The following is a 23765-nucleotide window of genomic DNA, read 5'->3' as shown; positions in this document are numbered from 1 at the left end:
CCCTGTTGCAACGTAAGAAAGCTTATAAACAACGTCATCGTCGGTATCGGAAAAGAAGTCGACCGTATCTATGTGGTGGATGACTGCTGTCCGGAGGGTTCCGGGCGGGAGGCTCAGGGCAACTGCCGCGATGCGCAGGTCCGTTCAGCCCCCTGAGCCGCTTGCTCCCTCAATGCGCGGCGGCCAGGCCAGGCCGAAGTCCACGTGATCCAGTGTCAGGTTCGGGTTGTAGGCGTAATCGCTCTTGATGCCCGGCCAGCGTCGGGCCATGTAGGCGACTTCTGTATTGAAGCGCGCCTGTTTTTCCGGCGAATCCTCAAAGCCTCGCGTAGCCGACTCGTAGTGATACAGCTCGGCATAAGGTGTCCAGACGTTGACGTAACCGGCTTCCTGAACGCGTAGACAAAAGTCGACATCGTTGAATGCGATTTTCAGATTGACCTCATCCAGTCCGCCCACTTGCTCGAACACCGATTTACGGATCACCAGGCAGGCCGCGGTGACGGCGGAAAACTCCTGAATCAGCATCGCACGGCCGAAGTAGCCGTACTGGCCTTTAGGCAGAAACTTGTGCGCATGGTTGGCGATGCCGCCAATGCCGAGGATGACGCCACCGTGCTGCAGACGATCATCGGGAAACCACAACCGCGCGCCCACGGCGCCGACCTCCGGTTGCAGCGCCAGGGAGACCATATTTTCCAGCCAGTCCGGCGAGGCGATTTCGATGTCGTTATTGATCAGACCGACCAGTTGACCGTGCGCCTGGCTGACCGCCCGGTTGTTCAAGGCGGAATAGTTGAACGGACCATCGCCCCTCAGCACACGAATGTTCGACTGCTGGTCGATCTGCGCGAAGTACATCAGCGACTCGGCTTCGTCGGAGCCATTGTCGATCACGATGATTTCGTAGTTCGGGTAAGTCGTCAGACGCTGGATGCTGTCGATGCACTGCTTGAGCAGCGCCCAGGCATTGCGTGTCGGAATGATCAGGCTGACCAGCGGCAGGGCCTCAGGCAATGCGTAGTGCACCCGGTACATGCCGAACGGCAACAGTTCGGTTTCGGCTTTGCGCCCGGTGCGGTGCAGATGGTCGTTCAGCGCCTTGACCGCCGCATGCACGGCGTAGGGTTTTTCTTCCGGCGCAACGGCGGTGCTGCCCGCATGAATGCGCCAGTGATACAGCACGCGCGGGATATGGATGATTTGCGCGGGGTTGAGTTTTTCAATGCAGCGCAAGGCCAGATCGTAATCCTGCGAACCTTCGAACCCCGTCCGGAAGCGGCCCACGCGATTGACCAGATCTCGCTGATAGACCCCAAGGTGGGAAATCATGTTCTGCGAGCGAAACAGAAAGGCGTTCCAGTCAGACTTGAAGTAAGGATCGCTGCGTCGCCCCTGCTGATCGATCTTGTCTTCGTCCGAGTAAATCACCCCCGCCTCCGGATGCCGAACGATAGTGCGCGCTACCCAGTACAGGGCGTGTTCCGGCAGCAGGTCATCGTGATCCATCAGGGCGACGTAGCGTCCGCGAGCCAGCTCCAGGGCGGAGTTGCTGGCCGCCGAGATGTGCCCGTTCTCACTGCGCAGCACGACTTTGATCTGCGCATGCTGGCGCTGCACCTTCTTGAGGAAATCGCGCACGGCGGGCTGGCGCGAGGCGTCGTCGGCAATGCACAGCTCCCAGTGCGGATACACCTGTTGCCGAATGCTGTCGATGGCGTCGCGCAACAGGTCCAGCGGCGGGGCGAAGACCGGCATGATCACCGAGATGAATGGCGGGCTGTCCCAGGTAACGATGTCGTCAAGCATCGCCTGACGATCACCGTCGCTGAGCGTGTCGTAGCGTTTGATCCAGGCGCTGTAATCATGGCGATCAGGCACGTCGATTTCCGGCGCAGTGTCCTGCGCGACCGTCACGTGTCCGATGTCGTTGAACCAACGCACGCGTTCGATCAGGCCGCGCACGCCGTGCTCTCGCAACACAGTGGCGGCGCGACGGGCGGTAGCCTTGAAGCCGCCGCCCCGACGAATCAGTGCTGGCAGGCGTCGCGAGGCTTTCGCTAGCCGGTGCGTGGTCAGCACCGAGTGCCGAAACGGTGCTGCCAACCTGCGGCTGTACGAATTTTCAAGCTCCCGAATGCGCAGGTTCAACTCATGAATGCGGGTGTCCTTTTCAACTTGCAGGCCGAGCAAGGCGTCTTGCAACTGCTTTATGAGCGCCTCACGTTCGCGCAGGTCGTGGCCGTTCTCCTGCAACAGGCGCTCGACGGTCTGGATAGTGCCGATCTCGCCCTCGATCACGTGCTTTTCGATCAGTTGGGTGACGGTGTCCAGTTGACTGACCCGTTGCGTCAGGGCCTTTATCTGATCGGACAAGGGCTGCACGGTGATGCGCAACGAGGCCTCATGCTGCTCGCTCCAGCTCAGGCCCTGACTGAGGCGGCGGGCGATCACTTCATCGGTGTACAGCACCAGGTCCAGGGTCAGCGCCAGGTCGTGAACATCGTCGCGTTGCGAAAGATCGACCGGCAGTTGCAGATAAGGGTCGTCGTCGAGGCAGACAAAAAGCATGGCGGATCCGCTTTCCTCCACCTCCCGCAGCCCTGACAGCGGACCCAGACCACTGATCTCTCCGTCCCACTTCCAGACATCGACGCCGCGCTTCACCAGGCGCAGATTATCCAGTGAAAACGTCATGCGCCGGTCGACCGGATCGAGGCGCAACGCCAGGGGTCGGGTGTCCAGACGGCTCAGGGGAAACTGCAGACGCTGGTGACCGGGCAGCACCTCAAGGCTCAACGCCGCTTCTTCCTTGAAGTGGCCGGTTTCGTCGCTGTAATACAGCTTGGCCTCCATTTTCGGTGCGGTCGGCGACACCCGCTGGTTGATGATCTGATCGGCTTCCCAGTTCAGAAAATGACTCGCGTCCATCCCCGTCACGAATGCCTGGAAGTGCGCCTCTTTTTCGATGAAGCCGTCCAGCTGCGAAGGCGTGATAGCCAGCCCGGCGTGAAACAGCGTTTCGGTGACGAACTGGCGGCGCGTCAGCGGCATCACGCTGGTGCAGAACGGCGTGGCACTGGCGATCAGCACCAGCAACGAGCGAATCAGCAGATGCCCCAGCTCGATGCCCGCAGCAGCCTCCCATTCGATGTCGATCAATGCCGGGCGATCTTCGGCATCGAGGATGATGTTCTGCGGTACGGCATCGATCAGCGCGCCGGGCAGTCGCTCATCCAGATGCATCAGCGGCAGGTCGTGGCCCTGTTCTGCCAGCAAGTGCTTCAACGCCTGACAATAGCGGGCCACGAATTCGCCGAACTGCCTGACGGTCCAGTTCGGCGTGCTGGCGATGTCGAGGAACTGCTGACTGAGCACCCAGCCGCGCTGGTACGCATCGACCCGCGAGAGCACATGGCGAAAGTCTTTGTGCGGGGACGTGTCGGTGCGCAGCGGTTCATGCCGCACCTCAATGCCGTCCGGTGTGTCGATGAACAGGGTCTGCTTGCAGTAACCGGGCTTGCGCGTGACGTTGTAATGCCCCGCCAGAAAGTTCGGCATCACGACAGGCGTCAGCGAACGGGACGCCGCAATCAAGAACGAGTTGGCCAGTTCCATGCCCAGACCGTTATCCACCACCACCGGCCATACGCGCTCCAGATTGAACAGCGTGGCACCGGGCAGTTGCGGGTCCTTGCGCACGTTCTGCCAGAGCAGCGCCGCGGCGTCGAAGTCCGGGTGCTGAAACCCCCGTTCGCTGACGATGGAGTTGGGCAGCTTGTAATCGGGCGCGGGGAACAGAAACTCCGAACGGCTGAACCCGGCGTTCTCCAGCAGAGCAGTCAGCCGTTTGCGTCCGAAGGTCTGCGGGCCGTTTTCCGGATACCGCCCTTCGACGCCCGCCATCGCCGTGCCCAAATGATCTTCGGGTGCGCCGGCAAAGTATTTCAGGCCTAACTGGTTCTCAATGGCCAGCAGCAGAATGCCGTCGGGCTCCAGCAACTCGCGAACCCGGACGAGCATGTCCAGCGCCGGGTCGTCGCCCTGATTGAACAGACTGGCATATTCAAGCACGCCGATCAGGGTGATGACGTCAAAGAGACGCGGCGACTGAAACTGCTCGAAACGCTCGGCCACCACGGTGACATTGTCCAGGTCACGGGTTCGGCTCGCCGCGATGCGGGCCCGACGCAGGCTGCCTTCCAGGCTCAGCACCGTTGCACCGCATTCTCCCAGGTAACGGCTGATCGCCCCGCAACCGGCACCGATTTCCAGCACGCTGCCGGTCAGGCAATGCTCGAAAGGCCGCAACAGGTTGCCCCGCGCACGGCCCAGGTGATAGAGCGAGACCCAGTCGTTGCAGCGCCGACTCAGTTCGGGCGACAGCACGCTCAGGTCTTGGGCCTCGCGCACGATCCTGGCCAGCCGTTCTTCGTTTTCATCGCCATCGCTGTAGGCCAGCCCTTCATACTCTGGACGCGCCCATACGCGAGTCCGCCGGTCCAGACGGTAGCCGCGCTGTTCAAGCTGGATCATTGTGCTGTACCTGATCGAAGTCCATGGTGAGGGCCAGATCGACCAGCCCGAACAGCGTGGGGGTCGGGGCAACAATAAAGTGAATGGCGTCGTAACGCCGGTCGTGAGGCACGATGTCTTCACCGTGGCGGGAAGCGACACCCAGCGAAATGAAGTAATCGCCAGTGGCCAGTCGGTTCCTGAACCGCAGACAGGCCCTGAGCTGCGCGCCCGGTTCGTATAAGTGTCGGCTGGCTTCACAGTCCAGCAGGTAGGAGTTGGTGCCGTAGACCGTCACCCCTTCCTTGGTCTTGATCGTGAAGCCCAACACCGGATGGCTGACCCGCTGGTTGAAGCGGATGGCCACGTACAGACGCACCTCGCTGCCTGACTCGATGCTCGGGGGAAACGCCTCGTCGCGGACCGCCAGATGAAAGTCCATCAAGCAGGCAGCGCCATCGCCCCAGCGGTACTCGTGGCGATTGAAACCAGGCCGGACATCGAAGGCATCCTGCTCAAAATTCAGGGCCGGGCCTTGCTCGGGGAATACCGGCGCTGACGGGACAGGGTCATTCGTCGCAGCATTTGGCACCGCTGGCGTCATGCGTCGATCACGACCGAACAGCAGGTCCATGTAGCGATTGACGACCGCGCGCGGAGGCCCGCTCATTTCCACGCGGCCGCCTTCCAGCAGAATCGCCCGGTTGCAGTGCGTGACCACCTGTTCGCTGGCATGAGTAACCAACAGAATGCTGATGCCGTTGTGCTTGAGTTGCCGCAGTCGCTCGAAGCATTTGGCCTGAAATTTTGCGTCGCCGACCGACAGCGCTTCGTCGACGATCAGGATGTGCGGATCGACCTGTGCCTGAACGGCAAACGCCAGCCGCACCACCATGCCGCTGGAGTAGGTCTTGACCGGTTGATCGATGAAATCGCCGATGTCGGCAAACCCGGCGATGGCGCTGAACCGCTGATCGACTTCCTCTCGGCTCAGGCCTAGTACCGATGCGTTGAGGTAAACATTCTCCCGGCCGGTGAACTCGGGATTGAACCCCGAGCCCAGCTCTAGCAATGCCCCGACACGGCCCTCGGTGTGTACCGAACCGCCGGACGGACGCATGGTGCCGCAGATGATTTGCAGCAGCGTCGATTTCCCCGAGCCGTTACGCCCGACGATGCCGACCGTTTCACCGCGCCGGATCTCGAAGTCGACGTTGCGCAGCGCCCAGAATTCCTGACCGTAGGCGCTGACCGGCCTTCCCAGACGCCGCTGCAGCCTGGGCACGAGTGAATGCAGCAGCCGGTCCACGGGCCGCTCGTAGGTGTAATAGCATTTGGAAATGTCGCGCACGCTGATCGCGATCTCGTCAGAGGACATCGGCAAACCCCTTGCGGGCTTTCTGAAAGAGTCCAAAGCCCGCGACGGCGATCGCACAGGCGATCAGCATCGCCAGCGCCAGGCTTTGCCAGTCCGGCCAACGCCCGAACAGCAGCACGTTGCGGCTTTCTTCAATGATGTAGGTCAGCGGGTTGAGCTGTAGCCACGGCCGATACGCTGGCGGCAAGGCGGCCACCGGGTAGAGCACTGGCGAGATAAACAGCAGCACGGTGGTCAACACGCCAATCACCTGGCCGACGTCGCGCAGATAGACGCCGAGCGCCGCCAGCAACCAGCTGAAACCCAGTGTCGCGATCGCCAGTGGCAGCAACACCAGCGGCAACAGAAATGCGGTCCAGTAAAGGGTATGGGTCAGCACCCACTGCGCCAGCAACAGCACGATCAGGCTGACCCCGGTGTGGAACAGCGCCGCCCCCAGCGTCACCACCGACAGCACTTCGAGCGGAAACAGCACCTTCTTCACGTAATTGCCGTTGCTCATGATCAGCGACGGCGAACGGGTCGCGCATTCGGCAAACAACCCGTGCACGATCATGCCCACGAACAGCAGCACCGCGAAGCCGCTTTTGCTGGTGTCCTGGCCGACCCAGCGAGCTTGAAACACTTCGGAAAATACGAAGGTGTAAACCGCCAGCATCAGCAGCGGATTGAAGAATGACCAGGCGATACCAATCACCGAACCGCGATAGCGGCCAATGACTTCGCGCCGGGTCATGGTGATGATCAATTGTCGGTGGCGCCAGAGACTGCGCAGCAGATCCAGGGGACCAGCAGCCGGCGCAAGGTGAGCGCTCAACATGAGGGTTCCAGCGTGTTGGATGAGAAGGGGATCGGTGATCAGGACGCCAGGCTCGCCACAGGCATGGCTACCGCCCGAGAGGCAGGCTCGCAGGCGTTGAACGGATCGAAAGGTCGGAGTCGTGGCTGAACGCCTGACGCTTTCGCAAGCCGATGGCGCGGCGAGCGGTCAGGGTTTTCTGAAGGTCAGTGTGGCAGCCAATTCGCAGGCCAGCGGCGTTTGGCGATGGGTGGTAACGGGCGTTTCAGCAGATTTACAGGGCGGTGCAGGCACGAAAACGCGTCACCGATCGGTCATGCCCCTGCATGGGCATGACCGAACAGATCTGACTCAGGCCTGCGGTGGCTGACCATTGGAGGCCGAAAGGCCGCCGTCCACCGGCAGATTGACGCCGGTCACGAAACGCGCATCGTCACTGGCCAGGAAGGCAATCACGTCGCCGATGTCTTCCGGCTCGGCAGCACGGCCCAGCGCGATACGCTCCTTGAACTTGGCCATCAGCGCCTGGTTATCGAGCATGTCTTCGGTCAGTTCACTGCGCGTCAGCGAAGGGCACACTGCGTTGACGCGAACACCGTCAGCGCCGTGATCCATCGCCAGCGCTCGGGTGAAGTTGGTGATTGCGCCCTTGGCCGCGTTGTAGAAACTCATGCCCCAATCGCCGCCCAGACCGGACACCGACGATACGTTGACGATATTGCCCTTGCTGGCGATCAATGCAGGCATGGCGGTGCGAGTGCAATAGAACACGCCGTCCAGGTCCACCGACATCAGCTCTTTCCAGTCCTGCACTTCAAGCTCGGTGACCTTGCCGGACTTCACGATACCGGCGTTGTTGACCAGTACGTCCAGTCGGCCGAACTGACTGGCCACTTGCTTGAAAAGCGCCTCGACGTCGCTGAGGTCGGCGACATCCGTGGCGCGCACCAGATGCCCCTCGCCTTCCAGTTGCGCGACCACCTTGTTCAGCTTTTCTTCATTGCGGCCAACCAGTACGACCTTGGCGCCTTCCCGGGCAAAACGCTTGGCCGTGGCTTCGCCGATGCCGGAACCGGCTCCTGTGACCAACACGACTTTTTCGGTGAAACGATTCATGTAATGCGCTCCTGAAAAGTGAATACGTGTCTGGTGGACTGTGCAGCCCGTGCCAGCGTTCACTCTCATTCATGCACGGCCTTTCAAGGCCCGTCAGAATGGCAAATCTTCGACCAAACGCGCGTTGACAAACCTTACGCAGCCTGTAAATAATCAGCGCGGTTGTACGACAACCTATGACGCCAAAACAATAAAAACAATGCTGAGGCCCATCCGATGAAGACCTTCGTCTGCACATCCGTCTTACCTTGCGTTACGCCCTGGATCGCCGTCGCCGCGGCAGGGAGCAGTCCTTTCGCAACACCCGATGACACTCGTGTTTTATAGCGCTCGCTGATCGCCAGCGAACGGTATCCGGCTGCATTTCGGTCGGGATCATGCCTTGAACAGGCATCACATAATCCTCGCAGTTGTCGGCTGTTGCCTGCGCACAGTCAGAGAAAGAGGGACAGTTTCGTCAAGCAAGGGAGCTTAATAACAATGACATCTCACACCACCCGTTCACGCGTCCTTATGGGCGTGGGCAGCATGACGCTGCTCTGCCCGATGCTCGGCATGGCAGAAGGTTTTGTGGACGACACCAAAGCCACACTCACGCTGCGCAACGCCTACTTCAACCGTAACTTCACCAACCCGGCCTATCCCAGCAGCGCTGCGCCGCAGGGCAAAGCCGAAGAGTGGACGCAGAACTTCATCCTCGACGCCAAGTCCGGCTTCACGCAGGGCACCGTCGGTTTCGGTGTCGATGTGCTGGGGCTGTATTCAATCAAGCTGGACGGCGGGCGCGGCACCGGCGGCACGCAGTTGCTGCCGATCCACAGCGATGGTCGTCCGGCGGATGACTTCGGTCGTCTGGGCGTGGCGGGCAAGGCACGCGTCTCGAAGACCGAACTCAAGGTCGGCGAATGGATGCCGGTACTGCCGATACTGCGTTCCGATGACGGTCGCTCACTGCCGCAAACCTTCCAGGGCGGGCAGATCACCTCCAAGGAAATCGACGGCCTGACGCTGTACGGCGGCCAGTTCCGCGGCAACAGCCCGCGCAACGACGCCAGCATGGAAGACATGTCGATGAACGGTCGCGGGGCCTTCACCTCGGACCGTTTCAACTTCGGCGGTGGTGAGTACGTGTTCAATGAAAAACGTACGCAAGTAGGCGTCTGGTACTCGGAACTGCAGGACATCTACCAGCAGCAGTTCTTCAATCTGCTGCACACCCAGACGTTCGGCGACTGGACCCTCGGCGCCAACCTGGGCTACTTCATCGGCAAAGAGGACGGCAACAAGCTGGCCGGCGATCTGGACAACAAGACCGCCTACGCGTTGCTGTCGGCTCGTTACGGCGGCAGCACCTTTTACGTCGGTCTGCAGAAACTCAGCGGCGACACCGCCTGGATGCGCGTCAACGGCACCAGTGGTGGCACGCTGGCCAACGACAGCTATAACTCCAGCTACGATAACGCCAAGGAAAAATCCTGGCAGTTGCGTCACGACTATAATTTTGCCGTGTTGGGCGTGCCCGGCCTGACCCTGATGAACCGTTACATCAGCGGCGACAACGTGCACACCGGCAACATCACCGACGGCAAGGAATGGGGGCGCGAGTCTGAACTGGCTTACACCATACAAAGCGGCACGTTCAAGAACCTGAACGTCAAGTGGCGCAATTCAAGCCTGCGTCGCGACTTCAGCACCAACGAATTCGATGAAAACCGGATCTTCATCAGCTACCCGCTTTCGTTGCTCTGAAGCAGCGCACCGGGCTCATTTTTCAGCGTGAGCCCGGTCGCGTTGAGGCGTCTAAGCAGCGGCTCGCGCAGCGACGACTTTATACCTTGGCCGCGTTGACAATCAGCGTATGCGGTGCCGATAATCAGGCAAGTCATACGACAACAGATGACAAAAAATAACAATCAGGAAGCGTCCCCATGGCATCGGCTCACACCCCCCAAACTCCCTTCAATCGCCTCCTGCTGACAGGCGCGGCAGGTGGCCTGGGCAAGGTACTGCGCGAAACCCTGCGCCCTTATGCAAACATCCTGCGGCTGTCCGATATCGCCGAGATGGCACCGGCGGCAGGCAGCCATGAAGAAATCCAGATCTGTGATCTCTCCGACAAGGACGCCGTTCATCGCCTGGTAGAAGGCGTGGACGCGATTCTGCATTTCGGCGGCGTGTCGGTTGAGCGTCCCTTCGAAGAAATCCTCGGTGCCAACATCTGCGGCGTTTTCCACATTTACGAAGCTGCCCGCCGTCATGGCGTCAAGCGCGTAATTTTCGCCAGTTCCAACCACGTGATCGGTTTCTACAAGCAGGACGAGACCATCGACGCGCACTCGCCGCGCCGTCCGGACAGCTATTACGGTCTGTCCAAATCCTACGGCGAGGACATGGCCAGCTTTTACTTCGATCGCTACGGCATCGAAACCGTCAGCATCCGCATCGGCTCTTCGTTTCCAGAACCGCAGAACCGCAGAATGATGAGCACCTGGCTCAGCTTCGACGACCTGACCCAATTGCTCGAGCGCTCCCTGTACACGCCGAACGTCGGCCACACCGTGGTTTACGGCGTCTCGGACAACAAGACCGTGTGGTGGGACAACCGTCTGGCCAGCCATCTGGGCTACACCCCCAAGGACAGTTCGGAAGTGTTTCGCGACAAAGTCGAAGCCCAGCCAATGCCGGCCGCCGATGACCCGGCGATGGTCTATCAGGGCGGCGCTTTCGTGGCGTCCGGGCCGTTCGGCGACGAGTAAGCATTGCTCAACCCTTTCTGAACAGCCCTGGAGACACTCGCCGCCATGGATGCCGAACTGATTCTCGATGCACAGAACGCCACCGGTGAAAGCCCTGTCTGGAGCGCGCGTGACCAAGCGCTTTACTGGGTGGACATCCCCGCAGGTCATCTGCATTGCTGGAACCCGGGCGATGGCAGTACCCGCCACTGGAAAGCCCCGCAGATGCTGGCCTGCATCGCGGCCGACGGCAAAGGTGGCTGGGTCGCCGGTATGGAAAGCGGCCTGTTCCACCTGCACCCCGGCGAAGGTGAAACCCTGAGCAGCACGCCGCTGGTCGACGTGCAGCATGCTCAATCCGGCATGCGCTTCAATGATGGTCGTTGTGACCGTCAGGGTCGTTTCTGGGCCGGCACCATGCTGATGGACATGAACGCTGGCGCAGTGGTCGGCGCGATGTATCGCTACAGCGCCGGGCAAGAGACACTGGAACCAGTGCTCAAGGATTTCATCGTGCCCAACGGCCTGGCGTTCAGCCCGGACGGCAAGACCATGTACCTGTCCGACTCGCACCCCAGCGTGCAGAAGATCTGGGCGTTCGATTACGACACCGACAGCGGCACACCCCACAACCGCCGCCTGTTCGTGGACATGAACCATCATCTGGGGCGCCCGGATGGTGCAGCCATCGACACCGACGGCTGTTACTGGATCTGCGGCAACGACGCCGGTCTGATCCACCGTTTCACCCCACAGGGCAAGCTTGACCGTTCGCTGGTCGTGCCCGTAAAAAAACCTGCCATGTGCGCTTTCGGCGGCCCGAACCTGGACACCCTGTTCGTGACGTCGATCCGCCCTGGTGGCGACCTGAGCGATCAGCCACTCGCCGGTGGTGTGTTCGCCTTGCGACCCGGCGTCAAAGGCCTGGAGGAGCCACAGTTCCGGGACTGATACAACCAGACTGAATCTGTCGACACCGACCAAAAACAAGAAAATCGGAGATATCCATGGACTTCAAACGCACACTCCTCACCGCTGCACTTCCGCTCGCGTTCTGCATGGCAGGCCTGGCCCAGGCGGACGTCAGAATCAAGTTCGCCGAAGTGCACCCTGCCGGCTACCCACCCGTGGTGGCCGAGCAGAACATGGGCAAAAAGCTGGAAGAACAAAGCAAGGGCGAGATCAGCTTCAAGATGTTCGCCGGTGGCGTGCTGGGCTCTGAAAAGGAAGTCGTCGAGCAGGTGCAGTCCGGCGCCATCCAGATGACCCGCGTCAGCCTCGGGATCGTCGGGCCGGTCGTGCCGGACGTCAACGCCTTCAACCTGCCGTTCGTGTTCCGCGACCAGGCACACATGCGCACCATCATCGACGGTGAAATCGGCCAGGAGATGCTCGACAAGATCAGCAACTCCAACTTCAACATGGTCGCACTGGCCTGGATGGACGGCGGCACGCGCAACCTTTACACCAAGAAGCCGGTGCGCAGCATCGCCGACCTCAAGGGCATGAAGATTCGCGTCCAGGGCAACCCGGTGTTCATCGACACCATCAACGACATGGGCGGCAACGGCATCGCCATGGCTACCGGGGAGATTTTCAGCGCCCTGCAGACTGGCGTGATCGATGGCGCGGAAAACAACCCGCCGACCTACTTCCAGCACAACCACTACCAGAACGCCAAGTTCTACACCATGACCGAGCACCTGATCCTGCCAGAGCCGGTGGTGATGGCCAAAACCACCTGGAACAAGCTGTCTGCAGAGCAACAGGCGCTGGTGAAGAAAGTGGCACGCGAAGCGCAGCTGGAAGAACGCGCCCTGTGGGACAAGGCGTCGGCCGCTGACGAGGCCAAGCTCAAGGCTGCGGGTGTGGAATTCATCACCCTGACGCCTGAGCAGAAAAAAGCCTTCTATGACGCGACCCAGCCGGTGCGCGACAAGTACGGCGCGCCTTATAAGGATCTGATCAGCCGTATCGAAGCGGTCCAGACCGATCCCGCCCTGGTCGCGAAAACCCAGGCAGCCCAATAACACAGTCCGATAACGCCGCGGGGGCGAGCGCCAGCTCGTTCGCCGCCGCTGTGGTGAGCCTTCATGAAAAATACGTTATTGCGCCTCAACGACACGCTTTATCGGGGTTGTATCGGCATTGCCGGTCTGTCGGTACTGACCATGACCCTGATCATTCCTTGGGGCATCTTCGCCCGTTACGTACTGGGCAGCGGCTCCAGTTGGCCGGAACCGGTGGCCATTCTGTTGATGGTGGTATTCACCTTCTTCGGCGCGGCAGCCAGTTATCGCGCAGGCGCGCACATGGCCGTTTCCATGGCGGTGGATCGCATGCCGGTGCAGTTGCGCAAAGTGGCCAGCGTGGCCGTACAGGTCCTGATGGCCATTGTCGCGCTGTTCATGATCTTCAAGGGTTTCAAGCTGTGCGCCACCACCTGGAACCAGTTCCTCGGCGAACTGCCGGGCCTGCGCGTGGGCATCTCGTACCTGCCAATCCCCATCGGCGGCATCGTGACCCTGATTTTCGTACTGGAAAGGATGTTCCTGGGTGACCAGAGTCACCGCTCCGTCATGCGGTTCGACGTCATTGAAGAAAGCGAAGGTGCCGCATAAATGGACGCATTGATACTGTTGGGCAGCTTCATAGGGCTGATCCTTCTCGGCATGCCGGTGGCTTATGCGCTGGGGCTGTCGGCACTGATCGGGGCTTGGTGGATCGAGATTCCGGCCGATGCCCTGATGATCCAGATCGCAGGCGGGGTGAACAAATTCTCGCTGCTGGCGATTCCGTTTTTCGTGCTGGCCGGGGCCATCATGGCCGAAGGCGGTATGTCCCGACGGCTGGTGGCCTTTGCCGGGGTGCTGGTGGGCTTCGTGCGTGGCGGCCTGTCGCTGGTCAATATCGTCGCTTCGACGTTCTTCGGCGCAATCTCGGGTTCTTCGGTGGCCGACACCGCATCAGTGGGTTCGGTGCTGATCCCGGAAATGGAGCGCAACGGCTACCCTCGCGACTTCTCCACTGCCGTGACTGTGAGCGGCTCGGTGCAGGCTTTGCTGACTCCGCCCAGCCACAACTCGGTGCTTTACTCGCTGGCCGCAGGCGGCACGGTGTCCATCGCGTCGCTGTTCATGGCCGGGATCATGCCGGGCCTGCTGCTCAGCGCGGTGATGATGGGTCTGTGCATGATCTTCGCCCGCAAGCGCAACTACCCCAAGGGTGAAGTGATCCCAATGCGTCAGGCATTGAGGATCGCCGCCGAGGCATTGTGGGGACTGATGGCGCTGGTGATCATTCTCGGCGGCATCCTGTCCGGCGTGTTCACCGCGACCGAGTCGGCGTCCATCGCCGTGGTCTGGTCATTCTTCGTGACCATGTTCATCTACCGCGACTATAAGTGGCGCGACCTGCCCAAGCTGATGCACCGGGCGGCGCGGACCATTTCCATCGTGATGATCCTGATCGGTTTTGCGGCCAGCTTCGGTTACATCCTGACGCTGATGGAAATCCCGATGAAGATCACCACGGCGTTTCTGACCCTGTCGGATAACCGCTATGTGATCCTGATGTGCATCAACGTGATGTTGCTGCTGCTGGGCACCATCATGGACATGGCACCACTGATCCTGATCCTCACCCCGATCCTGTTGCCGGTGATCACCAGCGTCGGTGTCGATCCGGTGCACTTCGGCATGATCATGCTGGTCAACCTGGGTATCGGCCTGATCACGCCGCCGGTCGGCGCGGTGCTGTTCGTCGGTGCTGCGGTGGGCAAAGTCACCATCGAAGCCACCGTCAAAGCGCTGCTGCCGTTCTATCTGGCACTGTTCATGGTGCTGATGCTGGTGACCTACATTCCGGCTATCTCGCTGTGGCTGCCGGGCGCTGTGCTTTAAGTCCATTCGATTGACTGTCGGCCCTCGCGAGCGTCTGCTCGCGAGGGTCATGACAGCCCTGCTTTTTCCAGCCAAGGAGGCTGGTCCCGCATGTCCGCCCCTGCCCTGTTCCCCCGCCACATCGCCGTCCTGATACTGGCGCTGCTGGCCTGTTCCTTTGCCGGCAACCACATCGCCGCGCGCATTGCCTTCGACCATGACACTGGCCTGCTGCTGGCCATTCTGTGCCGCTCCGGCGTGACCCTGTTGGTTTTGGTCAGTCTGGTGCTGTTGCAGCGCGAACGACTCAACCTGCCTGCCAGCACCTGGCGCTGGCAATTGCTGCTGGGGCTGCTGATCGCGACCCAGAGTTTCTGTATCTACTCGGCCGTGGCGCGCATTCCGGTCGCGCTGGCGTTGCTGGTGGTCAACGTCTCGCCGATCCTGCTGGCGCTGCTGACCTGGGCGCTCGGCGGCGCTGCGCCCACGCGTCGGGCGGCTGCGTTGATGGGCCTGATTCTGTTCGGGCTGGTGCTGGCGCTGGATGTGCCGCACCGGCTGTCCAACCCCGGCAACAGCGAGCCGCAGTGGCTGGAAGGCATTGCCTACGCCTTTACCGCCGCCGTGGTGTTTGCTTTCGCGCTATGGATCACCGACAACAAGCTGTCGAGCATGCGTGGCACCGTGCGCAGCATGTTGACCATGGTCGTGGTGTTCATCGCCGCTGCCGTGGCCGGTGCCAGCGGTCTGTTGCCCGGCGGCGTCGATCTGCCCGCCAGCCGCGTCGGCTGGACCGCGCTGGCCAGTCTGGTATTGCTGTACGGCGTGGGTTTCTCATTGCTGTTCATCTGCATGGCGCGTCTGGACATCGCCCGCAACGCGCCGGTCATGAACATCGAGCCGGTGGCCAGCCTGTTGTTTGGCTGGCTGATTCTGGACCAGTTGCTCAGCAGCGGCCAGGTCATCGGCGGGTTGATCGTGGTCAGTGGCATTGTGCTGTTGACCTGGCGTCGCGCCACGCCGCTCTCGCCTTCCAGCCCCTCACATTCATCGCGTCCGGAAGAGGTAACGCACCATGCCCGCGAACGTCCTGACCCTTGAAGACAGCCTGACCCGGCTGACCCTGGCACCCGACATCGGCGGCAGTATCGTCAACTGGACCGTGCTGCAAAGCGGCCAGCCGTTGCTGCGGCCCAGTCATGAAGACGCGCTGGCGGCCGGTACGCCTCGCAAACTGGCGATGTATCCGCTGGCGCCGTGGTCAAACCGCATCGGCAGCGGCGGTTTCGACACGCCCGAGGGCTGGCTGGCCCTGTCGCCCAACAGCGCCAACGATGCGCTGCCCATTCACGGCAGTGCCTGGCAACAACCGTGGGACGTCATCGAACAGACCGACACGCACGTCTGCCTGCAACTCGACAGCCAGACGCCCTTCGTCTATCAGGCGCAGTTGCGTTACACGCTGATCGATGGCCAATTAAACATCGAGTTGCGCACCACCCATCTGGACCGCCGCGCCGCCTGGCACGGACTGGGCCTGCACCCTTATCTGCCGCGCACGCCGGGCACGCGCCTGAAGGCCAGCGCCACGCAGGTATGGCTGTGCGACGAAGCGGGTCTGCCCTCCGAATTACGGGAACTGCCCGCCGAATGGGATTTCCGTCACGGCAACACCTTGCCTCACTCAACGCTGGACAACGGTTTCACCGGCTGGGATGGCCGCAGCGTCATCCGCCAGCCGGACCTGGGCTATGAGCTGCACTGCCAGGCCAGCGGCAGTGAGTACTTTCTGGTGTTTTGCCCGCCGGGTCTGGACTTCTTCTGCTTCGAACCGGTCAGCCATCCGGTCAACGCCCATCATCTGCCGGGGCATCCGGGGTTGAAACTGTTACAGCGTGGGGAATCAATGACGCTGACGCTCAGTCTGCGTTACCGGGCGCTGTAGACCGAACGTTCAATCCGATATGAACAGCATCGAGTGGCCACTCAACCTACTCATGCCAGAGGGGCTGGCGCAGTCATTGTTCGACATCGAATCGAGGTTACCCAGCACGAACACGGTGATCGCTCTGGCGCCTTCATAACGGCCTTTCTCGATGTACCCGACACCCACGACTGCAGTGTCCTGATTGTCCATTTCCTGCAGGGTCGTATTGAATGTGTAGAGGCTGGTGGTCTGGTCATCCCACCTGATCTCCCAGGTAATGGGAGAGGCCAGATTACGCAGGTCCCGGCAGGAAAATGTCGCCTGAAACCGCTGTTCCGCCGAAGCGAGGACGCCCAGATCCGAGGACGGCGAGTAACACGGCCCCCAATGACTCTTGGTCGAGACATCGACCCGTTGAGCGGTATTGGTCAGTCCCGGCGACCATGTCGCGGTATGCACGCCCGACAGGCAGGTGATCTGGTTGCCGGTTTCAGCCCGCGCGCGTTCGGGTGCACTGAGCAGAAGTAACAGAACGCTCGCCACAAGCGATACGAAAAGCAGGATCAGACCTGGCAAAGGTTGCTTGGCGATGGGCTGCATGATCGTCTCCGTGACCGTAACCCTGTCCAGTCCCAGATTAATCAGCTTGCGCCCGTGGCGGCTACTGTCAGAAATGACAGTGCGAGCGCAATTCGTCGCTCAACTGTTTGAGTCGCTCTGATACCCGAGACAAGAACGGGCTTCCCGCTCGCGCCCTCTGGACACCGCCCGCTTTCCTTGTCGTTTCCTTGTGATCCGTTCGCTGAACGCACGCGTAATACTCTTGCGTACCGAACCAACACCAGACAATAGCGATCAGAAGGTGGATCATGAGCATAACCGCCAGTCTCAGGACCTTCTGTCACTTGTCCACCACTCCCAGCGATTTACCGATAAACCGACTTTGGGTCAATGAAGTCAATGCCGTGGCCCGCCAACAGGACCGCGACAGTTTCATGCGCATTTACGATCACTTCGCCCCGCGCCTGCTGCGTTACCTGACCGGGTTGAATGTGCCTGAAGGTCAGGCCGAGGAGCTGGTGCAGGAAGTGTTGCTGAGGCTGTGGCACAAGGCTGATACGTTCGATCCAAGCAAAGCGAGTCTGGGCACCTGGCTGTTCAGGATCGCGCGCAACCTCTACATCGACAGCGTGCGCAAGGATCGCGGCTGGGTGCAGGTGCAGAATTCGCTGGAGCAACTTGAACGCCTCGAAGCGCCACAGGACCGGACGCTCGAATACAGCCAGCGTCAGGAACAACAACTGGCGGTGGCCATTCAGAACCTGCCGGCCGATCAGGCCCGGGTGTTACGCATGTCCTATTTCGAGGCGCTGAGCCATCGTGAAATCTCCGAACGTCTCGACATGCCGCTGGGCACCGTGAAGTCCTGCCTGCGCCTGGCCTTTCAAAAACTGCGCTCGCGCATCGAGGAGTCCTGATGAACACATTACGACACCCCGACGAAGCCACGCTGGTCAGCTATGCCGCAGGCGCGCTGTCACAAGGCATTGCGCTGGTCACGACCGCGCACCTGGAACGCTGTCCGGCGTGCAGGTCGCGGCTGAGGCAGGCTGAACAGATTGGTGGCGTGCTGATGGAACAATACAGCAGCACCGTGGTGCCGCTGCGCGGCCGGACTGCGATGCTCGACCGCCTGGCTGAAACCTCGCCGTCACGGGCTCAGGCGATCAACCCGCTGCTGGCGTCCAATCAGGATCCCGATCTGTTGCCCGCCTGCATGCAGGCGCACTTCGGTCAGTCCCTGAGTGGGTTGAAGTGGAAGACGCTGATTCCGGGCGTACAGCGTGTCCAGGCGCAGGGCATCGAGCACGGCAATCTGTTGCTGCTGAAGATCGCCCCGGGCGTCAGCATGCCGATGCACAGCCATCGCGGCAGTGAGATGACCATGGTGCTGAAGGGCTCGTATCACGATGAACTGGGCGATTTCCGCCCGGGCGACGTAGCCGATCTGGACAGCGACGTGCAGCACCAACCCATCGCCTATGGCGAATGCATCTGCCTGCTGGCTACCGACTCGCCGCTGCGCTTCCACGGTCTGCTGGCGCGGATGATGCAGCCGTTCATCAGGATCTGAGCGAGCGGCTGCACGGCGTTCTCAGCGCTGAATGGTCACGCCCAGCGAGGCGAGCGCGTCCCAGTAGCCGGGGTAGGTCTTGCCGACGCAATCGGGGTCCAGAATACGAATACCGCCGATCTTGAGCCCGGCCAGCGCAAAACACATGGCGATGCGGTGATCGGCGTGCGTGTCGATCAACGCATCCACCGTGGTGCCCGCCAGCGCGGGATTGGCGTTGACCAGCAGATCATCGCCTTCTTCGACGGCCAGGCCCGGCGCGATGGCGCACAAGCCCTGTGACAGCGCCGAAATTCGATCACACTCCTTGACCCGCAGGTTGGCGATGCCGACGAACCGCACCGGCTGCCGGTTGAATGCAGCCAGCACGGCCAGTGTCGGAATCGCGTCCTGCATCTGCGAACCGTCGATCACGGCAGGCATGTTCGGGAAACGCTCGATGACGTGGCTGGCCAGTGCATCAGGCTGGGTGAACGCGTCGGTCGCTACGCCCAGATCGATATTGCCCTGGGTCAGCGCCTGGGCGGCCCACAGGTAAGTGGCCGCAGAGGCGTCGGGTTCGATATGGAAATCGGTGGCTTTGTAGCCGGAGGCCGAGACTTTCCAGGCTGCATCGCCGATGGCCTCGACCTGGGCACCGAACGCCCGCATCGCCGCCAGCGTCAGGTCCACGTAACCGCGCGCGCCGATCTCGCTGCCGGTCAGGGCGACTTCCAGCGGACCCTTGCCACACGCGCCCGCCATCAGCAACGCCGAAACGTATTGGCTGGACAGATTGCCGTCGATCTCGATGCGCCCGGCAGCCAGACCACCCTTGCCCTTGATCGCCACTGGCGGGCAGCCGGTGGGCGCCGTGACTTCGACGCCCATGCGTTGCAGGGCATCGACCAGCGGACCGATCGGGCGCTTGCGCATGTATTCGTCGCCATCGACCACGAAGTCGCCTTCGAAGTTGGCCAGTGCGGCGGTCAGAAAACGCGTTGCGGTGCCGGCATTACCCAGAAACAGCGGCTGCTGAACAGCGTGCCAGTGCCCGGAACTGGTGACCACGAAGGTGCTGTCATCCGGCTCATCGACCTGCACGCCCATCAGGCGCAGGGCCTCGGACATCACCCGGGTGTCGTCACTTTTCAGCGCGCCGGTCAGGCGGCTGGTGCCTTTGGCCAGCCCCGCCAGCAGCAGGGCGCGGTTGGTGATCGACTTGGAACCGGGCGGGCTGACGCGCCCGATCAGCGGGCGCTCGACAGGCAAAACAGTGAGAGTGGATTGAGGTCGCATGATGTCCCTGAGCGTCAGCGGAAAATCGCGATCCTAGCACGAGCACGGGTCCGAGGGCGTGGGCTTGCTCGCGTAAAAGACAAGGCATCGCCCACAAAAAACGGACCGGGTCTTAGCCCTGGCTACCAGAGAGCTTCTGCAGTTCGGCGTTGGCCGCCTGCAACTGATGGCGGTTGGTGGCTACGTCCGTGACGTCGTAGATCACCAGGCAGACATGACTGATTGCGCCGGTGGTCGAGCGCAACGGAAACAGCGTAGTGTTCTGGTACATGAACTCTTCCTGCCCGGTGATGGGCTGGTAGTTCTTGAACCGTACCAGGTAAGGCCGCTGTTCCCAGATCGTGAACGCCGGCGTGCCGAGGGTCACGACGTTGTCGATCTTCTTGCTGAACCAGGCCTGATTCACGTCGGGAAACAGTTCGAAGAACGTCTTGCCGATGGCCACGTAGGGCACCACGCCGGAACGGTTCTCCATGAAGGTGTTCCAGACCGACACCTGATAGTTCAGGTCGAGCACCACGATGCCCACGTCGATGTTTTGCGTGACGGCGAGCAACCAATGCAGCTCGTTGATTTCGATAGCGTTGCTCATGGGAGTCAGCTCATCAGGTAGGCGAGTTTTTTCGTCAGCAGTTCAACCGAGTCCTCGGTGAACAGCATCAGCAGATCGAAGTGAATGTTGTGGCCTTCCACGGTGTAACTGATCTCGACCGCCAAGGTCTTTTTCCAGCGCTGACGATTGATCCGGATCAGCTCGTCGATGCCGCCTTGAGCGCCCAGCAATTGCGGATGGCCTTGAGAGAAGGCGATGTCGATCTGCTCGGCGATGCCGCTCAGGCAGGCACCGATCAGAATCGTCGACAGGTCCAGCAGCATTTCCATGTTGGAGGCGTCAGGCGAATTGCCGCCCATCAGTTTCGAAACACCGGAAATTTCCGAATCGTGGAAGATCAACAGCGCTTCACCGGCGATGCCGCCGCCAATATAACCCTGACAGACCGCCGTCAGACGCTGATCGCTGTGCGCATCGGCCAACGCCATGTGCAACTCGCCCACTTCAAGCATGTTCACGTTGGGCACCGGCAACTGCACGAACACGCCCAGCACCTTGGCCAGTAGTGCAGCGGCACGGCCCATCGCCACGTTGACGGTTTCGCGAAACGCATCCTGGAAACTGATGATCCCCTGCCCCGTCGCTTTCTGGGCAGAGACCACCGCAGGTACTGGCGAGGCGGCAGGTGTCCCGAGCAGGTCAAGGCGTTCGAGCGTGCGCTTGAGTTCGTCCGGGTCGGCAGGCTTTTTCAGGAATGCCAGCGCGCCCAGTTCCATGACCCGCCGCACGGCTTCGTCCTGCACGTCGCCGGAGACCACGATGACTTTGGCATCCAGCTGCTCGGCACGAATCGCCGCCAGCGTCTGATAGCCATCCATCACCGGCATCGTCAGGTCCAGCAGCACCACCTTTCCCAGACCCTTGCGAATCGCTTCAAGGCCTTCCTGCCCCTGCGTCGCCATGGTTACTGACACATCCCAGTCGGCAGGCAGAGCCCGCATCAACTGCTTGCGCGCCATGTTGGAGTCGTCGCATATCAATAGCGCTAGAGTGGACATCGAGTAATTCTCACTGCAAAAAATCAGGCTGCCACTGGCAGATCGCATCGGCACGACCGTCGTCGCATCTCAGCACTTGGCAACGTTCCAGACCAGACAGACACATATCATATTGATATCACTCCTGCCACTCATGGCAATCATTGGCTTAGCAATAGTAGAAGAGTTTCATAAGGCGCCACGTTTTGAAACCAATCGTAGCCAACATTGATCTGCAGCAAGGATTTCCCACCCAGGACGCTACCGCTGCGCGGGCATTCAGCCTATGATCAAATGATAGATTTCTGAATAATCAATCGATAGTAGAGGTGACGTATGTCTCTCGCCATCCGCGACTACCAGCCAGCGGTTCTGCAGAAGCAGGATTTCTGGCAACAGTTGGGCATTCCGCCACGCGGTGACCGCTTGTACGCTGCGCTGCATGATGGCTTGCCGTACGAAGTATTCGAGCGCCTGGCGCATTACACCGATTTGAACCGCTCGGCCCTGGCCGAACACTTGGGCATTGCGCCCGCGACCCTGCAACGGCGCCTGAAAGTGCGTCAGTTCAATGCCGAAGAAAGCGACCGTCTGTTCCGTCTGGCGGCGGTCTACAAGGCCACGCTGGACCTGTTCGAAGACGACACCGAGGCCACTCGCCGCTGGCTGGCGAACCCGGTCTACGGCCTCGGCAATCGTCGTCCACTGGAAATGCTCGCCACGTCCGCAGAGTCCCAGGCGGTGCTTGATCTGATCGGTCGTCTCGAGCACGGGGTCGTGGCTTGATTCCGGTCTATCGCCTGGTCAAGCGCAAGTGGCTGGCCCAGGCATTCGACGGCGAAGGCGCAAAACTCTACGGCGGACGCTGGAACAGCAAGGGCAACGCATGTGTGTATTGCGCAGGCAGCGAGTCGCTGGCGCTGCTGGAAGTGCTGGTCCATCTGGGCAACGCAGCGGTCGCTCAGCACTACGCGATGCTGGAACTGCAGATCGAAGAAGAACATATCCTCAATGCGCGCCCCGACACCTTGCCGACGGACTGGCGCGAGGAACCGGCCCCGCCCGCCACCGCTTCGTTTGGCGATGCCTGGCTTGCCTCCGGCCAGAGTCTGGCGCTGGCCGTGCCCAGTGTGATCATTCCACGCGAGTCCAACTACCTGCTCAACGTGCACCACCCCGCGTTCGCCGCCGTGGTAGCGACCGCCAGAGCGCTGGAATTTGCCGTGGATCCACGCTTGAAAAGCTGACACGGGCGCTGCGAATGACGATGCCTAGCGATCCAGTCTGACGGCCTCATACGGTGTTTGCAGGTCGCGCTCGGGAATTTCCCAGATCAGCAGTCGCGGTGGAGTCTGGCGGAACGCCGGGTTGTCGAAGTAGGCATTGGCCGCGCCCGAGAACTCGCCGCCATCCTTGGCGAAATTACCGATCGGTGCACCGAGTGCGCGTTGCAGAAAACCGACGAACCCCGAGTTGCGTGAGAACGACGTACCGATCAGCGCGACGTTGGGCAGGTTGCTATCGCCGAACAGGTCGTCCAGATTATCGCCACTGGCGGCCGCTTCGCTGGCCTGCTCACTGATCTGCGTCGCGGCCACGCTTTCGGCGGGCGGTTGCAGCGACTGCGGCAGCCAATCGAGGCCGGCCAGCCGCACGAGATCGCCGGGGCGTACCGCTGCCGGGGCTATGGCTGTCTCGAACTGTTTGCGCGGAGTGGCCTCGACGCCGATCTGCCGCACACTCAGCGCAACGGCCCTGGCCGCAACATTGGCACCGCTTTCGCTCCAGTGGGTGTCGGTACGCAGATACGCCAGCGCGTGCAACGGCTGCAACGAGGCGCTCAGGTCCAGAGCGTCGACGCCTGCGGCTTGCAGGTTGCGGGTCCAGTCCGTGATACGTGTCTGCAGAACGCCGGGACGATAGAGCGTACATAACCGCGTCGCAGCGATTCGGCTCTTGTCCGGCACCACGGCCACCAGCAATTGGATGCCGCGACCGGCGAGATTGCGCTGCACGTCGATCACCGCCTGAGCCTTGCGTTGCGCATTGGCTTGGGCGTTGCGATTGAGCTTGAACTCATCGGCCAGAAACAGCCAGCCCGGACAGCCTTCACGCACTCGCGGCCCGGTATCGTGGAACAGCAGCCAGCTGGCGCCGCGTTCCAGATCGGCCGCTTGCCGTGCCAGAAAGGTCGCGGACAATTGCTGGGCGAGTGCATGGGTGACCTCACCGTGCAGCGCTCCGTCGAGGGTCAGGTTTTTGGGCAGCAGTTCGACCTTGCCACTGGCTAGCAGCAGCACCGACGCCAGCAAGCCAGCCCCCATGAACACCGCCAGCGTTACGCCCGCAGCGCCAGCAGTGCGCACCGCCCGTTCTGTCGGCGCAGGAGGTACAGCAGATGACGGAGTCATG

The 23765-nt window shown here is 61.2% G+C and carries 21 protein-coding genes; 12 read left to right on the top strand and 9 right to left on the bottom strand.

What is annotated here, in order from left to right; translation table 11 throughout:
- Positions 1-144: 144 nt before the first annotated feature.
- The 4 genes from BZK31_RS04345 to budC all read right to left on the bottom strand — a co-directional run bounded on the left by BZK31_RS04345 (position 145) and on the right by budC (position 7808).
- Complete coding sequence (locus tag BZK31_RS04345; RefSeq protein ID WP_083181517.1) at positions 145-4536, bottom strand: glycosyltransferase; 4392 nt, start codon at positions 4534-4536, stop codon at positions 145-147.
- A complete protein-coding gene (locus tag BZK31_RS04340) occupies positions 4523-5893 on the bottom strand; it encodes an ABC transporter ATP-binding protein (RefSeq protein WP_083181515.1) in 1371 nt (456 codons plus the stop codon). The genes BZK31_RS04345 and BZK31_RS04340 overlap by 14 nt, the downstream gene beginning before the upstream one ends.
- Entirely contained in the window at positions 5883-6713 is an 831-nt protein-coding gene (locus BZK31_RS04335; protein ID WP_083181514.1) for an ABC transporter permease, read from the bottom strand. Before BZK31_RS04335 ends, BZK31_RS04340 begins: the two co-directional genes overlap by 11 nt.
- Before the next feature lie 330 nt (positions 6714-7043).
- Positions 7044-7808 carry a meso-2,3-butanediol dehydrogenase gene (gene budC / locus BZK31_RS04325; protein WP_083181511.1) on the bottom strand — a complete coding sequence of 255 codons (765 nt, stop codon included), beginning with the start codon at positions 7806-7808 and terminating at the stop codon, positions 7044-7046.
- 480 nt (positions 7809-8288) lie between these two features.
- On the opposite strand from budC, the gene BZK31_RS04320 reads away from it, so the two are divergent.
- The 8 genes from BZK31_RS04320 (at position 8289) to BZK31_RS04285 (ending at position 16369) form a co-directional block, all read left to right on the top strand.
- Complete coding sequence (locus BZK31_RS04320) at positions 8289-9557, top strand: OprD family porin (RefSeq protein ID WP_083181509.1); 1269 nt, start codon at positions 8289-8291, stop codon at positions 9555-9557.
- 179 nt (positions 9558-9736) lie between these two features.
- Entirely contained in the window at positions 9737-10564 is an 828-nt protein-coding gene (locus tag BZK31_RS04315) for an NAD-dependent epimerase/dehydratase family protein (protein WP_083181508.1), read from the top strand.
- A 45-nt stretch (positions 10565-10609) separates the two neighbouring features.
- Positions 10610-11494, top strand: coding sequence for a glucurono-1,5-lactonase (locus tag BZK31_RS04310; protein ID WP_083181506.1), 885 nt, complete (start codon positions 10610-10612; stop codon positions 11492-11494).
- A 56-nt stretch (positions 11495-11550) separates the two neighbouring features.
- Positions 11551-12573, top strand: a complete 1023-nt coding sequence (locus BZK31_RS04305) for a TRAP transporter substrate-binding protein (RefSeq protein WP_083181505.1) — start codon at positions 11551-11553, stop codon at positions 12571-12573.
- 63 nt (positions 12574-12636) lie between these two features.
- A complete protein-coding gene (locus BZK31_RS04300) occupies positions 12637-13164 on the top strand; it encodes a TRAP transporter small permease (protein WP_083181503.1) in 528 nt (175 codons plus the stop codon).
- Positions 13165-14445: a TRAP transporter large permease gene (locus tag BZK31_RS04295; RefSeq protein ID WP_083181502.1), complete on the top strand. Its 1281-nt coding sequence runs from the start codon at positions 13165-13167 to the stop codon at positions 14443-14445.
- 90 nt (positions 14446-14535) lie between these two features.
- On the top strand, positions 14536-15525 hold the full coding sequence (locus BZK31_RS04290) for an EamA family transporter (protein ID WP_083181500.1): 990 nt from the start codon (positions 14536-14538) through the stop codon (positions 15523-15525).
- On the top strand, positions 15500-16369 hold the full coding sequence (locus tag BZK31_RS04285; protein ID WP_083181499.1) for an aldose 1-epimerase: 870 nt from the start codon (positions 15500-15502) through the stop codon (positions 16367-16369). Before BZK31_RS04290 ends, BZK31_RS04285 begins: the two co-directional genes overlap by 26 nt.
- A gap of 9 nt (positions 16370-16378) precedes the next feature.
- Here the strand turns inward: BZK31_RS04285 and BZK31_RS04280 are convergent, their stop codons facing one another.
- Positions 16379-16951, bottom strand: coding sequence for a hypothetical protein (locus BZK31_RS04280; protein ID WP_083181497.1), 573 nt, complete (start codon positions 16949-16951; stop codon positions 16379-16381).
- A gap of 365 nt (positions 16952-17316) precedes the next feature.
- On the opposite strand from BZK31_RS04280, the gene BZK31_RS04275 reads away from it, so the two are divergent.
- Both BZK31_RS04275 and BZK31_RS04270 read left to right on the top strand, forming a co-directional pair.
- A complete protein-coding gene (locus BZK31_RS04275) occupies positions 17317-17829 on the top strand; it encodes a sigma-70 family RNA polymerase sigma factor (RefSeq protein ID WP_167377841.1) in 513 nt (170 codons plus the stop codon).
- Entirely contained in the window at positions 17829-18485 is a 657-nt protein-coding gene (locus tag BZK31_RS04270; RefSeq protein WP_083181494.1) for a ChrR family anti-sigma-E factor, read from the top strand. The genes BZK31_RS04275 and BZK31_RS04270 overlap by 1 nt, the downstream gene beginning before the upstream one ends.
- 21 nt (positions 18486-18506) lie before the next feature.
- Here BZK31_RS04270 and aroA read toward each other — a convergent pair whose 3' ends face one another.
- The 3 genes from aroA to BZK31_RS04255 form a co-directional block, all read right to left on the bottom strand.
- Positions 18507-19763, bottom strand: coding sequence for a 3-phosphoshikimate 1-carboxyvinyltransferase (gene aroA, locus BZK31_RS04265; RefSeq protein WP_083181493.1), 1257 nt, complete (start codon positions 19761-19763; stop codon positions 18507-18509).
- 112 nt (positions 19764-19875) lie between these two features.
- Positions 19876-20355 carry a PAS domain-containing protein gene (locus tag BZK31_RS04260; RefSeq protein ID WP_083181491.1) on the bottom strand — a complete coding sequence of 160 codons (480 nt, stop codon included), beginning with the start codon at positions 20353-20355 and terminating at the stop codon, positions 19876-19878.
- A 5-nt stretch (positions 20356-20360) separates the two neighbouring features.
- Positions 20361-21374, bottom strand: coding sequence for a response regulator (locus BZK31_RS04255; RefSeq protein WP_083181490.1), 1014 nt, complete (start codon positions 21372-21374; stop codon positions 20361-20363).
- A 315-nt stretch (positions 21375-21689) separates the two neighbouring features.
- Here BZK31_RS04255 and parS point away from each other — a divergent pair, with 315 nt between their 5' ends.
- The gene (parS, locus tag BZK31_RS04250) at positions 21690-22139 is read left to right on the top strand and encodes a type II RES/Xre toxin-antitoxin system antitoxin (RefSeq protein ID WP_083181488.1); all 450 of its coding nucleotides are present in this window, start codon (positions 21690-21692) and stop codon (positions 22137-22139) included.
- Positions 22136-22600: an RES family NAD+ phosphorylase gene (locus BZK31_RS04245; RefSeq protein ID WP_083181487.1), complete on the top strand. Its 465-nt coding sequence runs from the start codon at positions 22136-22138 to the stop codon at positions 22598-22600. Before parS ends, BZK31_RS04245 begins: the two co-directional genes overlap by 4 nt.
- Positions 22601-22624: 24 nt before the next feature.
- On the opposite strand, the gene BZK31_RS04240 is transcribed toward BZK31_RS04245, so the two are convergent.
- Positions 22625-23764, bottom strand: a complete 1140-nt coding sequence (locus BZK31_RS04240) for an alginate O-acetyltransferase AlgX-related protein (protein WP_083181485.1) — start codon at positions 23762-23764, stop codon at positions 22625-22627.
- Position 23765 lies beyond the last annotated feature (1 nt).

The organism is Pseudomonas floridensis (assembly GCF_002087235.1).
GTDB classification, from domain to species: Bacteria; Pseudomonadota; Gammaproteobacteria; order Pseudomonadales; family Pseudomonadaceae; genus Aquipseudomonas; species Aquipseudomonas floridensis.
This window is presented reverse-complemented; position numbering and strand designations above follow the sequence as displayed.